Consider the following 18,862-nt stretch of genomic DNA (forward strand, 5'->3'; position numbering starts at 1 on the left):
ATCCATGTGCGGCTCCGCCGCGTGGGCGCGAACGGCCCCCACGACCGCACCCGCCCGAAGACCCGGCCCTCCGAGCTCACAGGCGCCCCGCCCCACCCCCGGAGGGGACGGCAACACCCCCTGCGACCGGATACCCTTTGACCAGACACGCGACCCATCCCACAACAGCACACGCGGCCGAGGAGTCACCCGGATGAGCACCACCCAGAGCGAGAGGCTGCGAGAGCTGCTGGAACCGCTCGTCACGTCCCAGGGGCTGGATCTCGAAGAGATCGCCGTCGACTCCGTCGGACGCAAGCGGGTGCTGCGCGTGGTCGTCGACTCCGACACCGGAGCTGATCTGGACGCCATCGCCGATGTGAGCCGTGCGCTCTCGGCGAAGCTCGACGAGACCAACGCGATGGGCGACGCGGCGTACGACCTGGAGGTCGGAACCCCCGGCGCGGAGCGCCTCCTCACCGAGCACCGGCACTTCGTGCGCGCCACCGACCGGCTCGTGAAGTTCCAGCTGACCGAGGGCGGCGAGCTGGTCGCCAGGATTCTGAAGGTCGACGACGAGGGCCTCGACCTCGAGGTGCCCGGGGTGAAGGGCCGCAAGGCCACCACCCGCCGGCTCGGCTTCCCGGAGATCGCCAGGGCGCGCGTGCAGGTCGAGTTCAACCGCAAGGACGAGAAGGCCGAGAAGGACATGAAGGAAGAGGAGGAGGCGTAGCCGTGGACATCGACATGAGCGCCCTGCGGGGCTTGGTTCGGGAGAAGGAGATTTCCTTCGACCTGCTGGTCGAAGCGATCGAGTCGGCCCTCCTCATCGCCTACCACCGCACCGAGGGAAGCCGCCGACACGCGCGCGTGGAGCTCAACCGGGAGACCGGGCATGTGACCGTGTGGGCGAAGGAGGACCCCGAGGACCTGGAAGAGGGGCAGGAGGCCCGCGAGTTCGACGACACCCCGTCGGGCTTCGGCCGGATCGCCGCCACCACCGCCAAGCAGGTCATCCTGCAGCGGCTGCGCGACGCCGAGGACGACGCGACCCTCGGCGAGTACGCGGGCCGCGAGGGCGACATCGTCACCGGCGTGGTCCAGCAGGGCCGCGACCCGAAGAACGTGCTGGTCGACATCGGCAAGCTGGAGGCCATCCTGCCGGTGCAGGAGCAGGTCCCCGGCGAGACCTACCCGCACGGCATGCGCCTTCGGTCGTACGTCGTCCGGGTGGCCAAGGGCGTGCGCGGACCGTCGGTCACCCTCTCCCGTACGCACCCCAATCTGGTGAAGAAGCTCTTCGCCCTGGAGGTGCCGGAGATCGCCGACGGCTCGGTCGAGATCGCCGCGATCGCCCGTGAGGCCGGTCACCGCACCAAGATCGCCGTACGGTCCACCCGTTCGGGCCTGAACGCCAAGGGCGCCTGCATCGGCCCCATGGGCGGCCGGGTGCGCAATGTGATGGGCGAGCTGAACGGCGAGAAGATCGACATCGTCGACTGGTCGGACGACCCGGCCGAGATGGTGGCGAACGCACTGTCACCCGCTCGGGTGAGCAAGGTGGAGGTCGTGGACCTGGCCGCCCGCTCCGCCCGGGTGACCGTGCCGGACTACCAGCTGTCGCTCGCGATCGGCAAGGAGGGGCAGAACGCCCGCCTCGCCGCCCGGCTCACCGGCTGGCGGATCGACATCCGGCCCGACACCGAACAGGCGGCCGAGTAACACTCGGATAACACCTTGTGACGCCGAGGAGCCGGGCGGCGGCGGGAATAGATCCAAGCCGCAGGTCGCTTGGTTTACGACAACAGCCGTTCGATCTTTGCCCCAAAGGGGTGAGGTCGGTACGGGGAGGTAGACTTAACTGTGTCTGGCCGGACGCACGCCGGAGCATGCCCTGAACGCACCTGTGTGGGGTGCCGGGAGCGGGCGGCCAAGAACGATCTGCTGCGGATCGTGAGGATCGAGGACGCATGCGCCCCCGATCCTCGCGGTACGCTGCCCGGCCGGGGTGCCTATGTACACCCCGCACTGGTCTGTTTCGACCAGGCGGTACGCCGCCGGGCGTTCCCGCGGGCACTGCGCGCCCCGGGGCCGCTCGACACAAAGGCGTTGCGCCGATACGTCGAGCAGACAACAGTTGCCGAGCAGGCAACACCGTAAGACGTGCCGTACGGAACACCGTGCGGCCTGGTACCTCGCGAGTCGAAAGCAGGTCGAGATTGCGATGAGCACTCGATGAGTACGCGATGAGTACGCCCATGAACTAGCGACGGTCCGGCTTCACCCGGACCTCAAAGGAGCGAAGTGGCTAAGGTCCGGGTTTACGAACTCGCCAAGGAGTTCGGAGTTGAGAGCAAGGTCGTCATGGCCAAGCTCCAGGAGCTCGGTGAATTCGTCCGTTCGGCGTCTTCGACCATCGAAGCGCCCGTAGTACGCAAGCTGACCGACGCCTTCCAGGGCGGTGGCAGCGGCAAGTCCGCCGGTAAGCCCGCCCCGCGCAAGGCTGCCCCCAGGCCCGCCGCGCCCTCTCCGGCGCAGGCGGCCCGTCCGGCTGCCCCGAGGCCGGCCGCCCCCAAGCCTGCGACGGCGCCCGCTGCCCAGCAGCCGGCCGCCCCGGCGGCTCCTGCCGCCCCCGCGGCGCCCGCGGCGGCCCCGGGTCCGCGTCCGGTTCCGGGTCCCAAGCCCGCGCCGCGTCCGGCTCCGGCCGCCCCGGAGTTCACCGCTCCGCCGGCCGCCCAGGCCCCGCAGGCCCCGGCCGCGCAGGGTCCGCGTCCCGGCGCCCGTCCGGGTGCCCCGAAGCCGGGCGGTGCCCGTCCGGGCGGTCCCGGTCAGGGTCAGGCCCGTCCGGGCCAGGGTGCCCCGCGTTCCGGTGGTCAGGCCCCGCGTCCGGGTGCCCGTCCGGCCGGTCCGCGTCCGGGTAACAACCCCTTCACCTCCGGTGGCTCCACCGGCATGGCCCGTCCGCAGGCCCCGCGCCCGCAGGGCGGCCCGCGTCCGGGCGGTCCGGGTGCCCCCGGCGCCGGTCCCCGTCCGCAGGCTCCCGGCCAGCAGGGTGGCGGTCCTCGTCCGCAGGCTGCGGGCGGTTCCCGTCCGTCGCCCGCCGGCATGCCGCGCCCGCAGGGCGGTCCGCGTCCCGGCCCGTCCGGTCCGCGCCCGAACCCCGGCATGATGCCGCAGCGTCCCGCTGCCGGCCCGCGTCCGGGCGGCGGTGGCCCCGGCGGCCGCGGTCCCGGTGCCGGCGGTCGTCCCGGTGGCGGCGGCGGTCGTCCCGGCGGCGGCTTCGCCGGTCGTCCCGGTGGCGGCGGCGGTGGCGGTGGCTTCGCCGGTCGTCCCGGCGGCGGCGGCGGTGGCGGTGGCTTCGCCGGTCGTCCCGGCGGTGCTCCGGGCGGTGGCGGCGGTGGCCGTCCCGGCTTCGGCGGCCGTCCCGGCGGTCCCGGTGGCCGTGGTGGCACGCAGGGTGCCTTCGGTCGTCCCGGTGGTCCCGCGCGTCGTGGCCGCAAGTCGAAGCGGCAGAGGCGCCAGGAGTACGAGGCCATGCAGGCCCCGAGCGTCGGCGGCGTGATGCTGCCGCGCGGCAACGGCGAGACCATCCGTCTCTCCCGCGGCGCGTCGCTCACCGACTTCGCGGAGAAGATCAACGCCAACCCGGCGTCGCTCGTCGCGGTCATGATGAACCTCGGCGAGATGGTCACCGCCACGCAGTCCGTCTCCGACGAGACGCTGCAGCTCCTCGCCGACGAGATGAACTACACGGTTCAGATCGTCAGCCCGGAGGAGGAGGACCGCGAGCTGCTCGAGTCCTTCGACATCGAGTTCGGCGAGGACGAGGGCGACGAGGAGGACCTGGTGGTCCGTCCGCCGGTCGTCACCGTCATGGGTCACGTCGACCACGGCAAGACCCGCCTGCTCGACGCCATCCGCAAGACGAACGTCATCGCGGGCGAGGCCGGCGGCATCACCCAGCACATCGGTGCCTACCAGGTCGCGACCGAGGTCAACGACGAAGAGCGCAAGATCACCTTCATCGACACCCCGGGTCACGAGGCGTTCACCGCCATGCGTGCCCGTGGTGCGAAGTCGACCGACATCGCGATCCTGGTCGTCGCGGCCAACGACGGCGTCATGCCGCAGACGGTCGAGGCGCTCAACCACGCCAAGGCGGCCGACGTGCCGATCGTGGTCGCGGTCAACAAGATCGACGTCGAGGGTGCCGACCCGACCAAGGTGCGCGGTCAGCTGACCGAGTACGGCCTGGTGGCCGAGGAGTACGGCGGCGACACCATGTTCGTCGACATCTCCGCCAAGCAGGGTCTGCACATCGACTCGCTGCTGGAGGCCGTGATCCTCACGGCCGACGCCTCGCTCGACCTCCGGGCCAACCCGGCCCAGGACGCGCAGGGCATCTCGATCGAGTCCCGCCTCGACCGCGGCCGTGGTGCCGTGGCGACGGTCCTCGTCCAGCGAGGCACGCTGCGGGTCGGCGACACGATGGTCGTGGGCGACGCCTACGGCCGCGTCCGCGCCATGCTCGACGACAACGGCAACAACGTCGCCGAGGCCGGCCCGTCGACGCCGGTCCAGGTCCTGGGCCTGACCAACGTCCCGGGTGCGGGTGACAACTTCCTGGTGGTCGACGAGGACCGTACGGCCCGTCAGATCGCCGAGAAGCGCGCCGCCCGTGAGCGCAACGCGGCCTTCGCCAAGCGCACGCGCCGTGTCTCCCTGGAGGACCTGGACAAGGTGCTCAAGGCCGGCGAGGTCCAGCAGCTGAACCTGATCATCAAGGGTGACGCTTCTGGTTCCGTCGAGGCCCTTGAGTCCTCCCTGCTCCAGCTGGACGTCGGCGAAGAGGTCGACATCCGCGTCCTGCACCGCGGCGTCGGTGCGGTCACGGAGTCCGACATCGACCTGGCGATGGGCTCCGACGCCATCGTGATCGGCTTCAACGTCCGCGCGGCAGGCCGCGCGGCGCAGATGGCCGAGCGCGAGGGTGTGGACGTCCGGTACTACTCGGTCATCTACCAGGCGATCGAGGAGATCGAGGCGGCCCTCAAGGGCATGCTCAAGCCGGAGTTCGAAGAGGTCGAGCTGGGCACGGCGGAGATCCGCGAGGTCTTCAAGTCGTCCAAGCTGGGCAACATCGCCGGTGTCCTCATCCGCTCCGGCGAGGTCAAGCGCAACACCAAGGCGCGCCTGGTCCGCGACGGCAAGGTCATCGCAGAGAACCTCAACATCGAGGGTCTGCGTCGCTTCAAGGACGACGTCACCGAGATCCGCGAAGGCTACGAGGGTGGTATCAACCTCGGAAACTTCAACGACATCAAGGTCGACGACGTCATCGCGACGTACGAGATGCGGGAGAAGCCGCGGGTGTAACGGCCGACGGCTCGTGCTGGCCGGCGGGACTGCGGTCCCGTCGGCCAGCACGCCGTTCCGGGGGCTCCGCCCCCGGCCGACGGTGCCGGGAAACCCTGTCGAGCCACCGGCGGGTACGCGGTACCGTTCTTGATGTCCCCGACCACACGGCCCCGGGGCCATCGATCCCGTACCGGCGGGTAGACCCGGCACACAACATGTACGTGGGGACTCTGTCCTTCGACCTCCTCCTCGGCGACGTCCACTCGCTGAAGGAGAAGCGCTCCGTCGTCCGCCCGATCGTCGCCGAACTCCAGCGCAAGTACGCGGTGAGCGCGGCCGAGGTGGACCACATGGACCTCCACCGGCGAGCGGTCATCGGCCTCGCCATGGTCTCCGGCGACGCGGCGCACCTCACCGACGTACTGGACCGGTGCGAACGGCTGGTCGCCGCCCGCCCCGAGGTGGAGCTGCTGTCCGTACGACGGCGCTTCCACGGCGAAGACGACTGACGACCAGACCCAACACCAACGCAAGCAGAAGAAAGAACGGGAGACGGACCAGTGGCCGACAACGCGCGGGCGAAAAGGCTGGCGGACCTCATCCGGGAGGTGGTGGCCCAGAAGCTGCAGCGCGGGATCAAGGACCCGCGGCTCGGCTCGCACGTCACCATCACGGACACCCGGGTCACGGGTGACCTGCGGGAGGCGACCGTCTTCTACACGGTCTACGGCGACGACGAGGAGCGGAAGGCCGCCGCGGCGGGCCTGGAGAGCGCCAAGGGCATCCTGCGCTCCGAGGTCGGACGCGCGGCCGGTGTGAAGTTCACGCCGACCCTGACCTTCGTCGCGGACGCCCTGCCGGACACCGCCCGGACCATCGAGGACCTCCTCGACAAGGCACGGCAGTCCGACGAGAAGGTCCGCGAGGCCTCCGCGGGCGCCAGCTACGCGGGCGGCGCGGACCCGTACCGCAAGCCGGCCGAGGACGACACGACCGAGACGGACGGCGACGCCGCGGAATGACCCAGAAGCACACCACGCCCGACGGCCTCGTCATCGTCGACAAGCCGTCGGGCTTCACTTCGCACGACGTGGTCGCCAAGATGCGCGGCATCGCCAGGACCCGCCGGGTCGGCCACGCCGGCACCCTCGACCCGATGGCGACCGGCGTCCTGGTCCTCGGTGTCGAGCGCGCCACCAAGCTCCTCGGGCACCTCGCCCTCACCGAGAAGGAGTACCTGGGCACCATCCGCCTGGGCCAGAACACCGTCACCGACGACGCCGAGGGCGAGGTCACCTCGTCCACCGACGCCTCCAAGGTGACCCGGGACGCCATCGACGCCGGCATCGCCAAGCTGACCGGCGACATCATGCAGGTCCCGTCCAAGGTCAGCGCCATCAAGATCGACGGCGTTCGGTCGTACAAGCGGGCCCGCGAGGGCGAGGACTTCGAGATCCCCGCCCGTCCGGTGACCGTCTCCTCCTTCTCGGTGTACGACGTCCGGGACGCCGTGACCGACGACGGCACCCAGGTCCTCGACCTGGTCGTCTCCGTCGCCTGCTCCTCCGGCACCTACATCCGCGCCCTCGCCCGGGACCTGGGCGCCGACCTCGGCGTCGGCGGCCACCTCACCGCGCTGCGCCGGACGCGCGTCGGGCCGTACAAGATCGATGCGGCGAGGACGCTGGACCAGCTCCAGAAGGAGCTGGCCGTGATGCCGATCGCGGACGCCGCCGCGGCCGCGTTCCCGCGCTGGCAGGTGGACGCCCGGCGCGCCCGGCTGCTGCTGAACGGCGTCCGGCTGGAGATGCCCGACGAGTACGCGGGCACCGGTCCCGTCGCCGTCTTCGACCTCGAGGGCCGCTTCCTCGCACTGGTCGAACAGCACAAGGGCAAGGCCAAGAGCCTGGCCGTCTTCGGCTGAGACGTCTGGACCGTCTCCGGCCGACACGAATGCCGAGACGGATGCCATGGGCGCTTGCGACGGATGCCATGGGCGCTGCCCGTGGAGCGGCGGCCGGCCACGGGGTGGGCCCCCTGCCGCCGCTCCACGGTCCCCCCTCGGTTCCCCCATCCCTAGGGTTATCCAGCCGCACCCGCCCATTCACCCGACCGGGCAGGCGCTCGGAGTGAACCGGGGGAGCGGAAGGGGGCGCGTTCGCCACACGAACTGTCCCGCCGATCATCACCCGCCTACCGTCTTGAACAGGGCACAAGGGCAAGGCGGGGAGGTACGGCCATGACGGGACGGGGTCCGCGCACCGGAAGCGGTCGCCGGCCGGTGGCGGACGGTACGGGGGAGGCGGCGGACGGCTTCCGCCGGGGACACCGGAACCGTAAGGACGACAGGTGCGCCGGCGCCACCACCTACACCACGGGCACCATCGGCACCACTGGCACCGGCAGCATCGTAGGCCTCTCCAACCCCACAGCCACCCCGGGCACGCACCACGACGGCCCCCGCCCCGACCCCGCCCTCGTCCAGATCCGCGACCTCGCCGGCCGTCTCCGAGGCGTCGGCTTCCTCGCCGATCACCAGGGCACCCTGCTCACCAGCCACGAGACGGTCGACGGCCTGCCCCGGCTCGTGCTGCAGGTCGCGGGCGGCGACCGGACCTGTGTGGTCGCCGCGGACGCCGTCACCGCACTGCCCGAGCGCGACCTGGCCCTGGTCCGCACCGAGGGCCTGGGGCTGGACCCGCTGCCGCTGTCCGTGCGGGAGCGGATCGATGCCGGAACGTATGTACGGATCCCCGCGGGCTGCTGGCGTCAGGCGCGGGTGCTGGCCGCCACCGAGGTGACGTACACCGCCACCGACCGCTTCCACCTCCTCCAGGACGCGCTGGAGTTGGCGATCGGCACCGCCGGCCGGGACGCGCTGCGGCTGGGCGGCGGGGCGGCCGGGGGACCGGTGCTCGACGCCCAGACCGGCGCGGTGATCGGCGTCCTCGGTACCGCCCTGCACTCCGCGCAGCGCGACATCGGCTTCGCGGTCCCGCTGCGGCCCGGCGACGGCCCCCTCGGCGAGCTGCTCGCCCGCAACGCGGCCACCGTGCCCGCCTACGGCGCCGACCTCAACCTGGCCGGCATGCTGCAGCTGACCGCCACCTCGGTCGGCCAGGACGGACCGCAGCGCTTTCTCGCCGGTGCCGTGGAACCGGTCGAACGCCACGGTGTCGCACAGGAGTTGGCCGCCTTCATGGACGGCGACCGGGCCGTGCTCGGGCTCGTCGGCGCCCCCGGCAGCGGCCGTACGACGGCACTCGCGGCCCTCGCCGCCCGCCGGGCCCACGGCGAGCGGCCCGCACCGACGCTGTGGCTGCGCGGCGCCGACCTGGAGGATGCCGACGACTCGGTGGCCGATGCGGCCCGCCGCGCCCTGGAACGGGCCGCCAGGATCGTCGCCGCCGCCCGCTCCGTGCGCCCCGAATCCCTCGGCGACCTCACTCCCGAGCACCTGGCCCACCTCGCCGCCCGGGCCGGCCGTCCGCTCCTGCTCCTCCTGGACGGCCCCGAGGAGATGCCCCCCGTGCTCGCCCACCGCCTCCCCGACTGGACCAGGGGGACGGCGGCCTGGCTGCGCAGCACCGGGGCGCGCCTGGCGGTCGCCTGCCGGGAGGAGTACTGGGAGCGAGCGGGAGCCCACTTCCCGGCCGACCTGCTGCACACACCGACGCCCCTCGCGGCCACCACCACTCCGCCGACTCCGGCGACTCCGCCGACTCCGCCGACTCCGGCGACTCCGGCGACTCCGGCGACTTCAGCTCGTTCCGCCGGTTCCGGGGATCCGGCGGGGTCCGCTGCTTGTGCGGGTTCGGCGGGTTCCGCTGGTTCCGGGGTTTCGGCCGGGTTGGCTGGTTTCGGGGTTTCGGCGGGGTCCGCTGCTTGTGCGGCTTCGGCGGGTTCCGCTGGTTCCGGGGCCTCGGCCGGGTTCGCTGCTTGTGCGGGTTCGACGGGTTCCGCCGCATCCGAGGTTTCGGCGGGTTCCGCCGGAGCCGAGGCTCGGATCGGCTCCACGGTTCCGGGCGGTCTTGCCGCTTCCGGGGCTTCGGCCGGTCCTGCGGCCTGCGCTGCTTCAGCCGGATGCGAGGCCCCAGGCGCCCCCGACGGTCCCGTAGCGCCGACGGGCTGTGCGGGGCCGGGGATTCCCGACGCACAGGGCACCCCGCCCGGCACCGCGCCCACCGGGCCCACGGCACCCCTGCCGCCCTGCCTGCACCTTCCCGACCTCACGGCGGAGGAGGCCCGTCTGGCCCGCGTGCGTTACGCGATCCCCGACGGTGCCCTCGCCGAGGGCGACGCCCGGCATCCGCTCACCCTCCGGCTGCTGTCCGAGGTCCGGGCCGCCACCCCGGATGCGGAGATCGCGGGGCCGGTCGACCGGCACGAGGTGTTCGCCGCCCACCTGGACCTGATGTGCCTGCGGATCGCGGTCCGGCTGGCCGCGGAGAGCGGGCTGCGCGGCACCGCCGTACGCCGGCTCGCCGCTCGCGTGGCCGGGCAGGTCCACGAGGCCGCCCGGCGGAGCCTCGGGCCCGGGCAGGGCGAGCTGGACCGGGCGTCGTTCGAGGCGGTGTTCCCCTGGGGGCCCGCCCCGGACCGGCTCGGCGGCGGCAGCGGCTGGGCGTCCGCCGTACTGACCGAGGGTCTGCTCGTCCCGGCCGGCCGGGGCTACCGCTTCGCGCACGAGGAGCTGGCCGACTGGATCCAGGGCATGCACCTCGACCTCGACGAGGCCCTGCGTGCCCTGGTCCACCGCCCCCGTGGCGACGGCGAGACCGCTCCCGTGCCGGTGCCGCGCCATCGCGTCGGCCCCGTCGTCCAGGCCCTGCTGCTCCTCGCCCGGCAGCACGGCGAGCGCCAACTGGCGTCCCGTCTGAGGGACTTGACGGACGCCCTGGACCGCGACCCCGGCTCCTGGTGGGCCGCCCGGCTGCTGGCCCGCACCCTGCTGCAGGTCCCGGACGCGACGCCGTACACCCAGGTGCTGCGGGTGCTGGCCGACCGGATCGTCGCCTGGCGCCGTGCACAGCGGCCCGTGCCGGCCGAGTTCGGCCCCGGCTTCTGGACCGAGCTGCCGGTCCGCGACAGCGAGCGGCTCGAGCTGCTGCGCCGGCTCGTGCTGGCCGACCAGGCGCCCCCGGAGGCCGGCGAGCGTTACCTCGACGCCGTCGCCCGGCTGCTCACGGCCGCGCCCGCCGTCGTACAGCCGAGGCTGACCTGCTGGTTCGACGACGAACGGCCGCTGCCGGCAACCCCGCACGCCACTGTGGCGACCGCCGCGCAGGCGCTGCTGCACACCCACCGGCACGGCGCGCTGGACGATCTCACCGAGATCCTGGTGGCCGCCGCGCACCGGCGTGCCGACGAACTGCTCGCGACCCTCGCCGAGGACGAGCCGTCGGCCGTCTGCCGGGCGGTCGACCGCTGGGCGCACGACGAGCGCCCCGCCCGCCGGGTCGCGGCCGTGACCTTCGGCCTGCGCGTGGCATCGCACGTCCGTTCGGAGGCCGACCGCGAGCTGCTGCGCTACGCCGCCCTCGCCCTGCTCGCCCGCCCCGCCGACTGCACCCTGCACGGCGACGCCCTCGCCCTGCTCGTCCACGACCCGCACACCCGCGACCGGCATCTCCCTGCGGCCCTGCGGCACTTCGCCGACGGCGACCCGCAACTCCCGCCGAGCGCCCTGGCCCCCGCCCTGACCACCCACCCCGAACCGGTCCTGGAGGCCTTCCGCGCCCGGCTGCGCGGCCCGCACGCGGAGGAGGCCCTGGGCACCCTCACCGACGTCACCACGCCGGCCCTGGCCCGCCAGGTGGCAGACCTGATCCGGGAGGCGGTACGGCTGCGCCCGCAGACCGCCGGCCGCCTCGCCGCCCACGTCGACCGCCGCCTGGCCCAGGGCCCCACCGTCCGCCCGGTCCTGCTGCCCCTGGTCACGGGCCTGCTCGAGGACGCCCCGGAACAGCTCCGCGCCGCCCTCGCCACCGTCCTCGCCGCCGCCGGCACCCCCGCCTCCCGCCCGCTGCGCCGGGAGCTGCTGGAGGTGCTGCTCGCGCGGGAACAGGAACCGTCCGTGCTGGACGCCGTCCTGCACGCGGCGGCCGAACCCGGCAACGGCAACGGCGACAGCGACAGCGACGGCTGCGGCGAGGGCGACGGCGACCGCGACCGTCGCGACGAGGAGATCCGTGGGCTCGTCCACCGCACCGGGCTGCTCCTCGTCCGCACTCCCGAGGGCGCCGCACGCTTCGACCGCGGCCTGGTCGACCTGGGCCGGCACGTGCCCGGCTTCGCCGCGCGCATGGCCGGCTGGCTGGCCGCCACCCCGGACGAATGGGCCGCCGTCGTGGGTCCCAGCACCCGCCGCATGCTGGAGAACCTCGCCGGCGTCCGCGTACCGGCGTGAGCGGCACGGACGTAGGGCCCGAGCGGAGGCGAAAAGGGACGGCCGGGAAGCCGGCCCGGAACGTGCGCCCGGTCACAGCCCCGATACCGATGCGGGTCCGGGGCACCCGGCATGGCACCCTTAGATCTGCGCAAGTCTTAGGCGTCGATATGGACACGGGTTCGAGGAGCGGTCACAGTGCAGCGCTGGCGTGGCTTGGAGGACATCCCCCAGGACTGGGGGCGCAGCGTCGTCACCATCGGTTCCTACGACGGCGTCCACCGCGGCCACCAGCTGATCATCAAGCACGCCGTCGACCGCGCCCGCCAGCTGGGCGTTCCGGCCGTCGTGGTCACCTTCGACCCGCACCCCAGCGAGGTCGTCCGCCCGGGCAGCCACCCGCCGCTGCTCGCCCCGCACCACCGCCGCGCCGAGCTGATGGCGGACCTGGGCGTGGACGCGGTCCTGATCCTCCCCTTCACCACCGAGTTCTCGAAGCTCTCGCCCGCCGACTTCGTGGTGAAGGTCCTGGTGGACAAGCTGCACGCGAAGGCGGTCGTGGAGGGCCCGAACTTCCGCTTCGGCCACAAGGCCGCCGGCAACGTGGACTTCCTCGCCGAGCAGGGCAAGACCTACGACTTCGAGGTCGAGGTCGTCGACCTGTACGTCACCGGTGAGGCGGGCGGCGGCCTGCCGTTCTCCTCGACCCTGACCCGCCGCCTGGTCGCCGAGGGCGACGTGGAGGGCGCCCGCGAGATCCTGGGCCGCCCGCACCGTGTCGAGGGCGTGGTCGTCCGCGGCGCCCAGCGGGGCCGTGAAATGGGCTTCCCGACGGCCAACGTCGAGACGCTCCCGCACACCGCCATCCCCGCCGACGGCGTGTACGCCGGTTATCTGCACGTCGAGGGCGAGGCCATGCCGGCCGCGATCTCCGTCGGCACGAACCCGCAGTTCGACGGCACCGAGCGCACGGTGGAGGCGTACGCCATCGACCGCGTCGGCCTCGACCTGTACGGCCTGCACGTCGCCGTCGACTTCCTCGCCTACGTGCGCGGCCAGGCCAAGTTCGACACGCTGGAGGCCCTGCTGGAGCAGATCGCCGCGGATGTGAAGCGGTGCCGGGAGATCGTGGCGGCGGAGGAGTAGGCCTTCGGCGGTTCTACGACCCCGAAGGGCGGCCGGTGCGATGAGCACCGGCCGCCCTTTCGCTTACTGCTGCGGTTGCTGCGGCGGCGGGGCCTGCGGAGGCTGCTGCTGCGGGTAGCCGGGCTGCGGCTGCTGCTGCCCCTGCGGCGGCTGGGGGTAGCCGTACGGCTGGCCCTGCTGCTGCGGCGGGTAGGGCTGCTGGCCCGGTGGCTGCGGGTGGGGCTGCTGGGCCGGTGCGGCCTGCGGGTACGGCTGCTGGGCCGGTGCGGCCTGCGGGTACGGCTGCTGGCCCGGTGCGGCTTGCGGGTAGGGCTGCTGACCCGGTGCCTGCGGGTACGGCTGCTGGCCCTGCTGGGGCGGGTACGGCTGCGGAGGCCCGGTGTACAGGTCCTGACCCGGTGCCTGCGGGTAGGGCTGGCCCGGCATGGGCTGGCCCGGCATCGGTGGGGCGGCCACCGGCGGCGGGTTGCCGTCGCTGGTCCACAGGCCGTGCGCCTGCTGGTGGCGTACGAAGTCCTCGGCGACCAGTGCGGCGAGATTGAAGTACGCCTCGCGCGTCCTGGGCCGCATCATGTCGAGGTCGACCTCGGCACCGGCGGCCAGATGCTCGTCGAAGGGCACGACCACGACCGCGCGCGTCCGCGTCTCGAAGTGCGCCACGATGTCCTCGACCTTGATCATCTTGCCGGTCTCACGGACACCGGAGATCACGGTGAGCGAGCGGGAGACCAGGTCGGCGTACCCGTGCGCGGACAGCCAGTCCAGCGTCGTACTGGCGCTGCTCGCACCGTCCACGGACGGCGTGGAGATGATGATCAGCTGGTCGGCGAGGTCGAGCACCCCGCGCATGGCGCTGTACAGCAGACCTGTGCCCGAGTCGGTCAGGATGACCGGGTACTGCCGGCCGAGGACGTCGATCGCGCGCCGGTAGTCCTCGTCGTTGAACGTGGTCGAGACCGCCGGGTCCACGTCGTTGGCGATGATCTCCAGACCGGAGGGCGCCTGCGAGGTGAACCGCCGGATGTCCATGTACGAGTTCAGGTGCGGGATCGCCTGCACGAGGTCACGGATGGTGGCACCCGTCTCCCGGCGCACGCGCCGCCCGAGCGTACCGGCGTCCGGGTTCGCGTCGATGGCGAGGATCTTGTCCTGCCGCTCGGTGGCGAGGGTGGAGCCCAGCGCGGTGGTCGTGGTCGTCTTGCCGACGCCGCCCTTGAGGCTGATGACCGCGATCCGGTAGCAGGAGAGCACCGGCGTACGGATCAACTCCAGCTTGCGCTGCCGCTCGGCCTCCTCCTTCTTGCCCCCGAGCTTGAACCGGCCGCCCGCGGCCGCGGGCCGTCCGCTCTTCGCCTTCTGCTTCTTGTTGTTCAACAGCCGGTCCGAGGACAGCTCCACGGCGGCCGTGTAACCGAGCGGCGCGGCACCGGGGTTGGTCGGCTGCCGGTGGTCGTGCCGGACGGGCTGCGGCCACGCGGCACCGGACCGCGGATCGACCGGGGCCTGCGCGGCCTGCGGCGGCGCCTGCGGGGCCGGGGCCTGCGCGGCCTGCGGCGGCGCCTGCGGGGCCGGGGCCTGCCAGCCCTCGGCCGCCGGCGCGCCGTCCGGCCCCTGCGGGTGCTGCGGGTGCTGCGGGAAGCCGTAACCACCGGAAGCGCTGGGGTTGTTGGGGTTCGGCTGGGGCGCGGGGGGCTGCGGCGGGAAGCCGTAACCGCCCGGCTGGGGCTGGGGCTGGGGCTGGGGCTGGGCGTTGGGGGTGCCGGGGTGGGGGAAGCCGTAACCACCGGCGGCGTTGGGGTTGTTGGGGTTGGGCTGGGGCGCGGGAGGCTGCTGCGGCGGGAAGCCGTAACCGCCGGACGCGTCGGGGCCCGCCGGGTTCGGCTGACCCGGCTGACCGGGCTGCGGTGCGAAGGGTGCGCCAGGCTGGTTCGGCTGGCTCGCCTGGTTCGGCTGGCTCGCCTGGTTCCAGGCGGCGGGCGCGGGCTGCGGGGCCTGCGGCTGGAACGGCGGCTGCTGGCCGGGTCCGCCACCGGGGCCCTGCGCGGCCGACGGCTGCGGCTGGGCGGGCATCGGGCCGGGCTGCTGCTGCGCGGGCCACTGGGCCGCCGGAGCGGGCGCCGCGGGCTGGTAGGAAGGCGGCAACGGGGGCACCCCGCTCTGCGGCGCGGGCGGAGGCGCCCAGCCGGGCTGGGCGTCCTGGGGCACCGGGGGAGCGGGCGGTACGGCGGCCTGGGCTGCGCCGGTCTGCGTGGTGCCGTCCGGCTGGGCGCCGTCCGCCGCTGCGCCGGGCTGAGGCACGCTGTCCTGCACACCGGCCTCGGCGGCGCTGGCGTCGGCATCCTGCGCGACTGCATCCGGGGTTACAGCGCCGTCGGACTCGGCGTGGCCGGCCTCGGCGTCGTCGGAGGCGGCGTTGTCGGCGGACCCGTCCGGGGCGCGGTCCGTCTCCTCTGCCTCGGCACCGGCGTCGCCCTCGGCCGTGTCCTCGTCCTCGACCTCGGCCCGTGCCCTGCCGTCACCGTCGCCTTCGTCCTCATCCACATCGGCCCCGGAAACAGCCGAGCCCTCCCCGGAACCGACGTCATGCCCGGAATCGGAACCGGAACCGGAATCGGCCTCCGCGGAGACCGCGTCCGCAGATGCCACTACCGACCGCTCGTCCGCGCCTTCGGCGGAGCCTTCCGACGCCGACGCCTCGCCCTCACCACCGGCGGAACTCGTCGCCGGAGCGGTCCCCTCCGCGGAGCCCTCCTCACCGGCGCCGTCCCGCACCGCGGCCGCGCGCTCGGCGATCTCCGCCATCTCGCGCTTCAGGGCCACGGCGGAGAACCGCATGGTGGCCCCGCTCTCCAGGTCCCCATTGCTCGTCTCCGGCTCGACCGCGGGCGCCGGGGCGGGTGGCTGTGGCTGCTGAGCCGGCTGGGCGGCCTGCGGCTGCTGCGCCTCGAAACCCTCGGGCAACTGCGGCATCGGGACGGGGTTCCCGGCGGGCGGCGCGGGCGGCATCGGCGCGGCGTAGGGGGCTCCCTGGTCCGGCGAAGGCGGGGCGTACGGAGCGCCCTGGTCCGGCGAAGGCGGGGCGTACGGAGCGCCCTGGTCCGGCGAAGGCGGGGCGTAAGGGGCGCCCTGGGCGGGCGGAGGCGGGGTGTAGGGCGCGCCGTGCACCGGCGGGGGTGGCGGGGGCGCCGGAGCCGACGAAGGCGCACCGGACGAGCTCTGCGCGTTCTGCGCGTTCTGCGTGTACCAGGCGGGCGGCGCGTAGTCGATGGTGAACTCGCCCGTCATCTCGATGGCGGACTCCGCGTCGGTCTGGTCGTCGTCGGGTGTGTCCCAGCCCCCGCGGATCCCGTCCCGATCGCTGTTCACAGTTCCTCCTGGTGTGGTCGAACACCCTCATGCCGTGCCGGGGCGACCATGTCGTGTCGTTCCGAGTCGTCCGTGGTCATTCGGGGCAGTCCGAGCCGACCGTCCTCCCCTGGGACACCGATCGCCCGGTCACGGGTCGTGCCATCGCGCCCGCTCCCAGCCTAATCACCACGAGGCGTCCCCCGGCAGGCCCGCCCGCCTCCGAGCACACATCCACCGGGTCCCCGCGCACCCCGAACGGCCCCGTCTACCACGGTGCTTGCCGGATGGATTGGGGAGGAATCGGTGGACAACGGACGCACAGGGGACGCGGCCACCGCGAACAAAACAGACAGGAAGGGCAGTTCAGTCCATTCGGCGAGGTGTGCCCAACAATCCGATCTCGGCGTCAGTGGGTTGGGTCATCACGTACTGCCGGTCACGATCCGTGCACCACAGGGTGACGCCGTCGGGCAGCGTCGGCAGCGTCTCCACCTCGGTACGCGTCAGCCCCATGGTGCGTCCGAGTTCGGCGGCCTCGTCCGGCGAGACCCGCTGGATGCCGGCGAGCCGCGCCTGGCGCAGCAGCCGCGGTGCGACGGGGCTGAGATACGGCAGCAGGGTCACCACCGATTGCCAGGGCCCGGACACGACGCGCCCGCGGGGCGGCCGCATACCGCAGTCCCGCACCACCAGCACCGGCGTACCGGCGGAGGCGCCCTGTGGCGGCACCCGGCCGACGTCGAACACGGACAGTCCGTTCTGCCCGCCGCCCATCGCGTGCACCATCTGCATCCAGGCTTGCGGCCGGCCGGTCTCCACCGCGACCCGGGCGCCGGTGGCCGCCGAGCGCAGCGCCAGTACCTGCGCGGTCCACAGGCCACCGATCAGCACGACGTCGTACGGAGTCGGCCGGTTGATGCCCAGCACGGCCGGCTGGCCCTCGGCGTCGACGCCGGCCACCACGCCGTCGTCCCCGATGGGCAGGGCGAGCGCGTCCAGTTGCTGTGCGGGCAGTCCGTGCCGCCCGTGCCGGGGCCCGATCAGGCCCAGTCCGTGCCGCAGCAGCTCGCCCGCCCGGCGCGGACCGGACGCCGCCGGTGCGTCCGCGCCCGGCATCGAGGACATCGTCGGAATCGTCGTCACCGCGCACCTCCGAGAGGCAGTGTGGCGAGCATGCCGGGCAGCTGTTCCCGGTCGAGGCGGGCCAGACCGGCCCCTGCCTGCCGGGCGGCGCCCTCCAGCGCGCGTCGCGCCGCCACGAGTTCGTCGTCGCTGCGCCCGGTTACCCGCAGATGCGCGGACAGGGCCACTTCCTGTCGCTCGCCGTGCGTAAGAGTGAGGCTGAACGTGGTCGCGAGGGCCGGTATCGCCGTGACCCGGGCGACGAAGTGCGGCAGCGACTCACCCCGGCCGCCGCCCAGTTGGGGCCAGCGCCTGACCCAGTACGTCGTGTGCCGCCGGTTGTCGCAGCGCCAGCTGCGCCCGGACTCCTCCGTGCGCCGCTCCCGGGTCTCGCTGCGCCCCGCCTCGGCGGTGACCAGCGGGTTGGCGCAGGCCGAGGTGGCGAGCGCGGCGACCAGCTCCTCCTCGTCGAGCACGCGCGCCCGGAACCCGGCGCCCGTCAGCCGGCTCGCGAGGTGGTCCGCCGCCCGTACGACACATTTCTGCGCCCCGAGCAGGCCGCCCCCGCGCGCTGCCACGGCCTCCGCGCACGCCTCGGGGTCGAGCTTCAGCGCGATCCAGGTGATGCGCACCGCCGGGGCGCCCGTCTGTTCCTGCAGCGGAAGGTAGTTGGACACGGCGACGGACTGCTGGGGCAGGTGCAGCGCGGGGGCCGGCTGGGTGTGCAGCACTATCTGGGCCGACTCCAGCCGGATGTCGTCCACTTCCAGCGCGTCGCGCACCAGGGCGACCGGCAGCGGCTGCCGACTCCGCTCGGCCCGCAGCGCGGTCGCGTCGGCCTCGACCTGGAGCACGGCCGTGACGAAGGTGCCGTCCCCGACGATGCCGACCGGGCGCCGGTCACGCGGGCCGTGGGAGTACGTGCGCAGGGCGGGCTCGCACTCGAGTGCGGGCACCAGCGCCGGTTCGGTGCCCGGCGGTATCGACGTACTCGCGGCCCGCCGCTGGCGCGCCTTCAGTGCCCGTGCGGTGGCGAGCCATTCGGGCAACGACCGCCCCCGGCGCCGAGCGAACGCCAGCACGATCAGCAACAGCGCGACGACCGCGGCGGGCACCAGGGCCATGGGGCCGATGACCCAGCCGACGACGACCGCCGCCACAGCGAGTTCCGGCAGTACAAGCCGTTGCAGGCGGAATGAACCGGACTGCATCGGACGGACAGCCGAACGCGCCGCGTCCGGGACCTGCCCTTCCCGGCGCGGCCTCGGCAGCTGCCCCGCCGGTTCCGGACCGGCCGCCGCAGGGCCGGGTGTCCGCTCCTGTCGGCGAGTACGGGACCGCGTCCCCGAAGCCCTCAATTCATCCCCCCGTTTTCCTCACAGTTCGTTGGAATTCCGCCCCCGAGTACGGCCTTTGAGAGCCCGGGTACCCTACCCGCTCCACGGAGCCGATCAGATACCAGGCATAGTAGGGGGTCGGTCCGACAACGGAGGAACGGAGACAGTGGTCTCCGGCCGTCAT

12 protein-coding genes are annotated in these 18,862 nt (G+C 73.3%); 9 read left to right on the top strand and 3 right to left on the bottom strand.

Going from position 1 to position 18,862, the window contains the following annotated elements; all coding sequences use genetic code 11:
• The first annotated feature begins 193 nt into the window (after positions 1-193).
• The 9 genes from rimP to LMU33_RS26485 all read left to right on the top strand — a co-directional run bounded on the left by rimP (position 194) and on the right by LMU33_RS26485 (position 12,871).
• Positions 194-712, top strand: coding sequence for a ribosome maturation factor RimP (gene rimP / locus LMU33_RS26445; protein ID WP_228623095.1), 519 nt, complete (start codon positions 194-196; stop codon positions 710-712).
• Between the two features lie 2 nt (positions 713-714).
• Entirely contained in the window at positions 715-1,701 is a 987-nt protein-coding gene (gene nusA, locus LMU33_RS26450) for a transcription termination factor NusA (protein ID WP_228623096.1), read from the top strand.
• A 141-nt stretch (positions 1,702-1,842) separates the two neighbouring features.
• The gene (locus LMU33_RS26455; RefSeq protein ID WP_228623097.1) at positions 1,843-2,139 is read left to right on the top strand and encodes a YlxR family protein; all 297 of its coding nucleotides are present in this window, start codon (positions 1,843-1,845) and stop codon (positions 2,137-2,139) included.
• 144 nt (positions 2,140-2,283) lie between these two features.
• Positions 2,284-5,355, top strand: a complete 3,072-nt coding sequence (infB, locus tag LMU33_RS41745) for a translation initiation factor IF-2 (RefSeq protein WP_228623098.1) — start codon at positions 2,284-2,286, stop codon at positions 5,353-5,355.
• A 197-nt stretch (positions 5,356-5,552) separates the two neighbouring features.
• Entirely contained in the window at positions 5,553-5,846 is a 294-nt protein-coding gene (locus LMU33_RS26465) for a DUF503 domain-containing protein (protein ID WP_228623099.1), read from the top strand.
• Between the two features lie 51 nt (positions 5,847-5,897).
• Positions 5,898-6,359: a 30S ribosome-binding factor RbfA gene (gene rbfA, locus LMU33_RS26470; RefSeq protein WP_228623100.1), complete on the top strand. Its 462-nt coding sequence runs from the start codon at positions 5,898-5,900 to the stop codon at positions 6,357-6,359.
• Complete coding sequence (gene truB / locus LMU33_RS26475) at positions 6,356-7,261, top strand: tRNA pseudouridine(55) synthase TruB (protein ID WP_228623101.1); 906 nt, start codon at positions 6,356-6,358, stop codon at positions 7,259-7,261. The genes rbfA and truB overlap by 4 nt, the downstream gene beginning before the upstream one ends.
• Before the next feature lie 315 nt (positions 7,262-7,576).
• Positions 7,577-11,746 (top strand): S1 family serine peptidase, encoded by a 4,170-nt coding sequence (locus tag LMU33_RS26480; RefSeq protein ID WP_228623102.1) that lies wholly within the window; start codon positions 7,577-7,579, stop codon positions 11,744-11,746.
• A 177-nt stretch (positions 11,747-11,923) separates the two neighbouring features.
• Positions 11,924-12,871, top strand: coding sequence for a bifunctional riboflavin kinase/FAD synthetase (locus tag LMU33_RS26485; RefSeq protein WP_228623103.1), 948 nt, complete (start codon positions 11,924-11,926; stop codon positions 12,869-12,871).
• Between the two features lie 63 nt (positions 12,872-12,934).
• Here LMU33_RS26485 and LMU33_RS26490 read toward each other — a convergent pair whose 3' ends face one another.
• The 3 genes from LMU33_RS26490 to eccE form a co-directional block, all read right to left on the bottom strand.
• Complete coding sequence (locus LMU33_RS26490) at positions 12,935-16,237, bottom strand: SCO5717 family growth-regulating ATPase (protein ID WP_228623104.1); 3,303 nt, start codon at positions 16,235-16,237, stop codon at positions 12,935-12,937.
• Positions 16,238-16,582: 345 nt separating this feature from the next.
• On the bottom strand, positions 16,583-17,344 hold the full coding sequence (locus LMU33_RS26495) for a hypothetical protein (RefSeq protein ID WP_372478058.1): 762 nt from the start codon (positions 17,342-17,344) through the stop codon (positions 16,583-16,585).
• A gap of 14 nt (positions 17,345-17,358) precedes the next feature.
• The gene (eccE, locus tag LMU33_RS26500) at positions 17,359-18,552 is read right to left on the bottom strand and encodes a type VII secretion protein EccE (RefSeq protein WP_228623105.1); all 1,194 of its coding nucleotides are present in this window, start codon (positions 18,550-18,552) and stop codon (positions 17,359-17,361) included.
• Positions 18,553-18,862: the final 310 nt, after the last annotated feature.

It is taken from the genome of Streptomyces barringtoniae, assembly GCF_020819595.1.
GTDB lineage: Bacteria > Actinomycetota > Actinomycetes > Streptomycetales > Streptomycetaceae > Streptomyces > Streptomyces barringtoniae.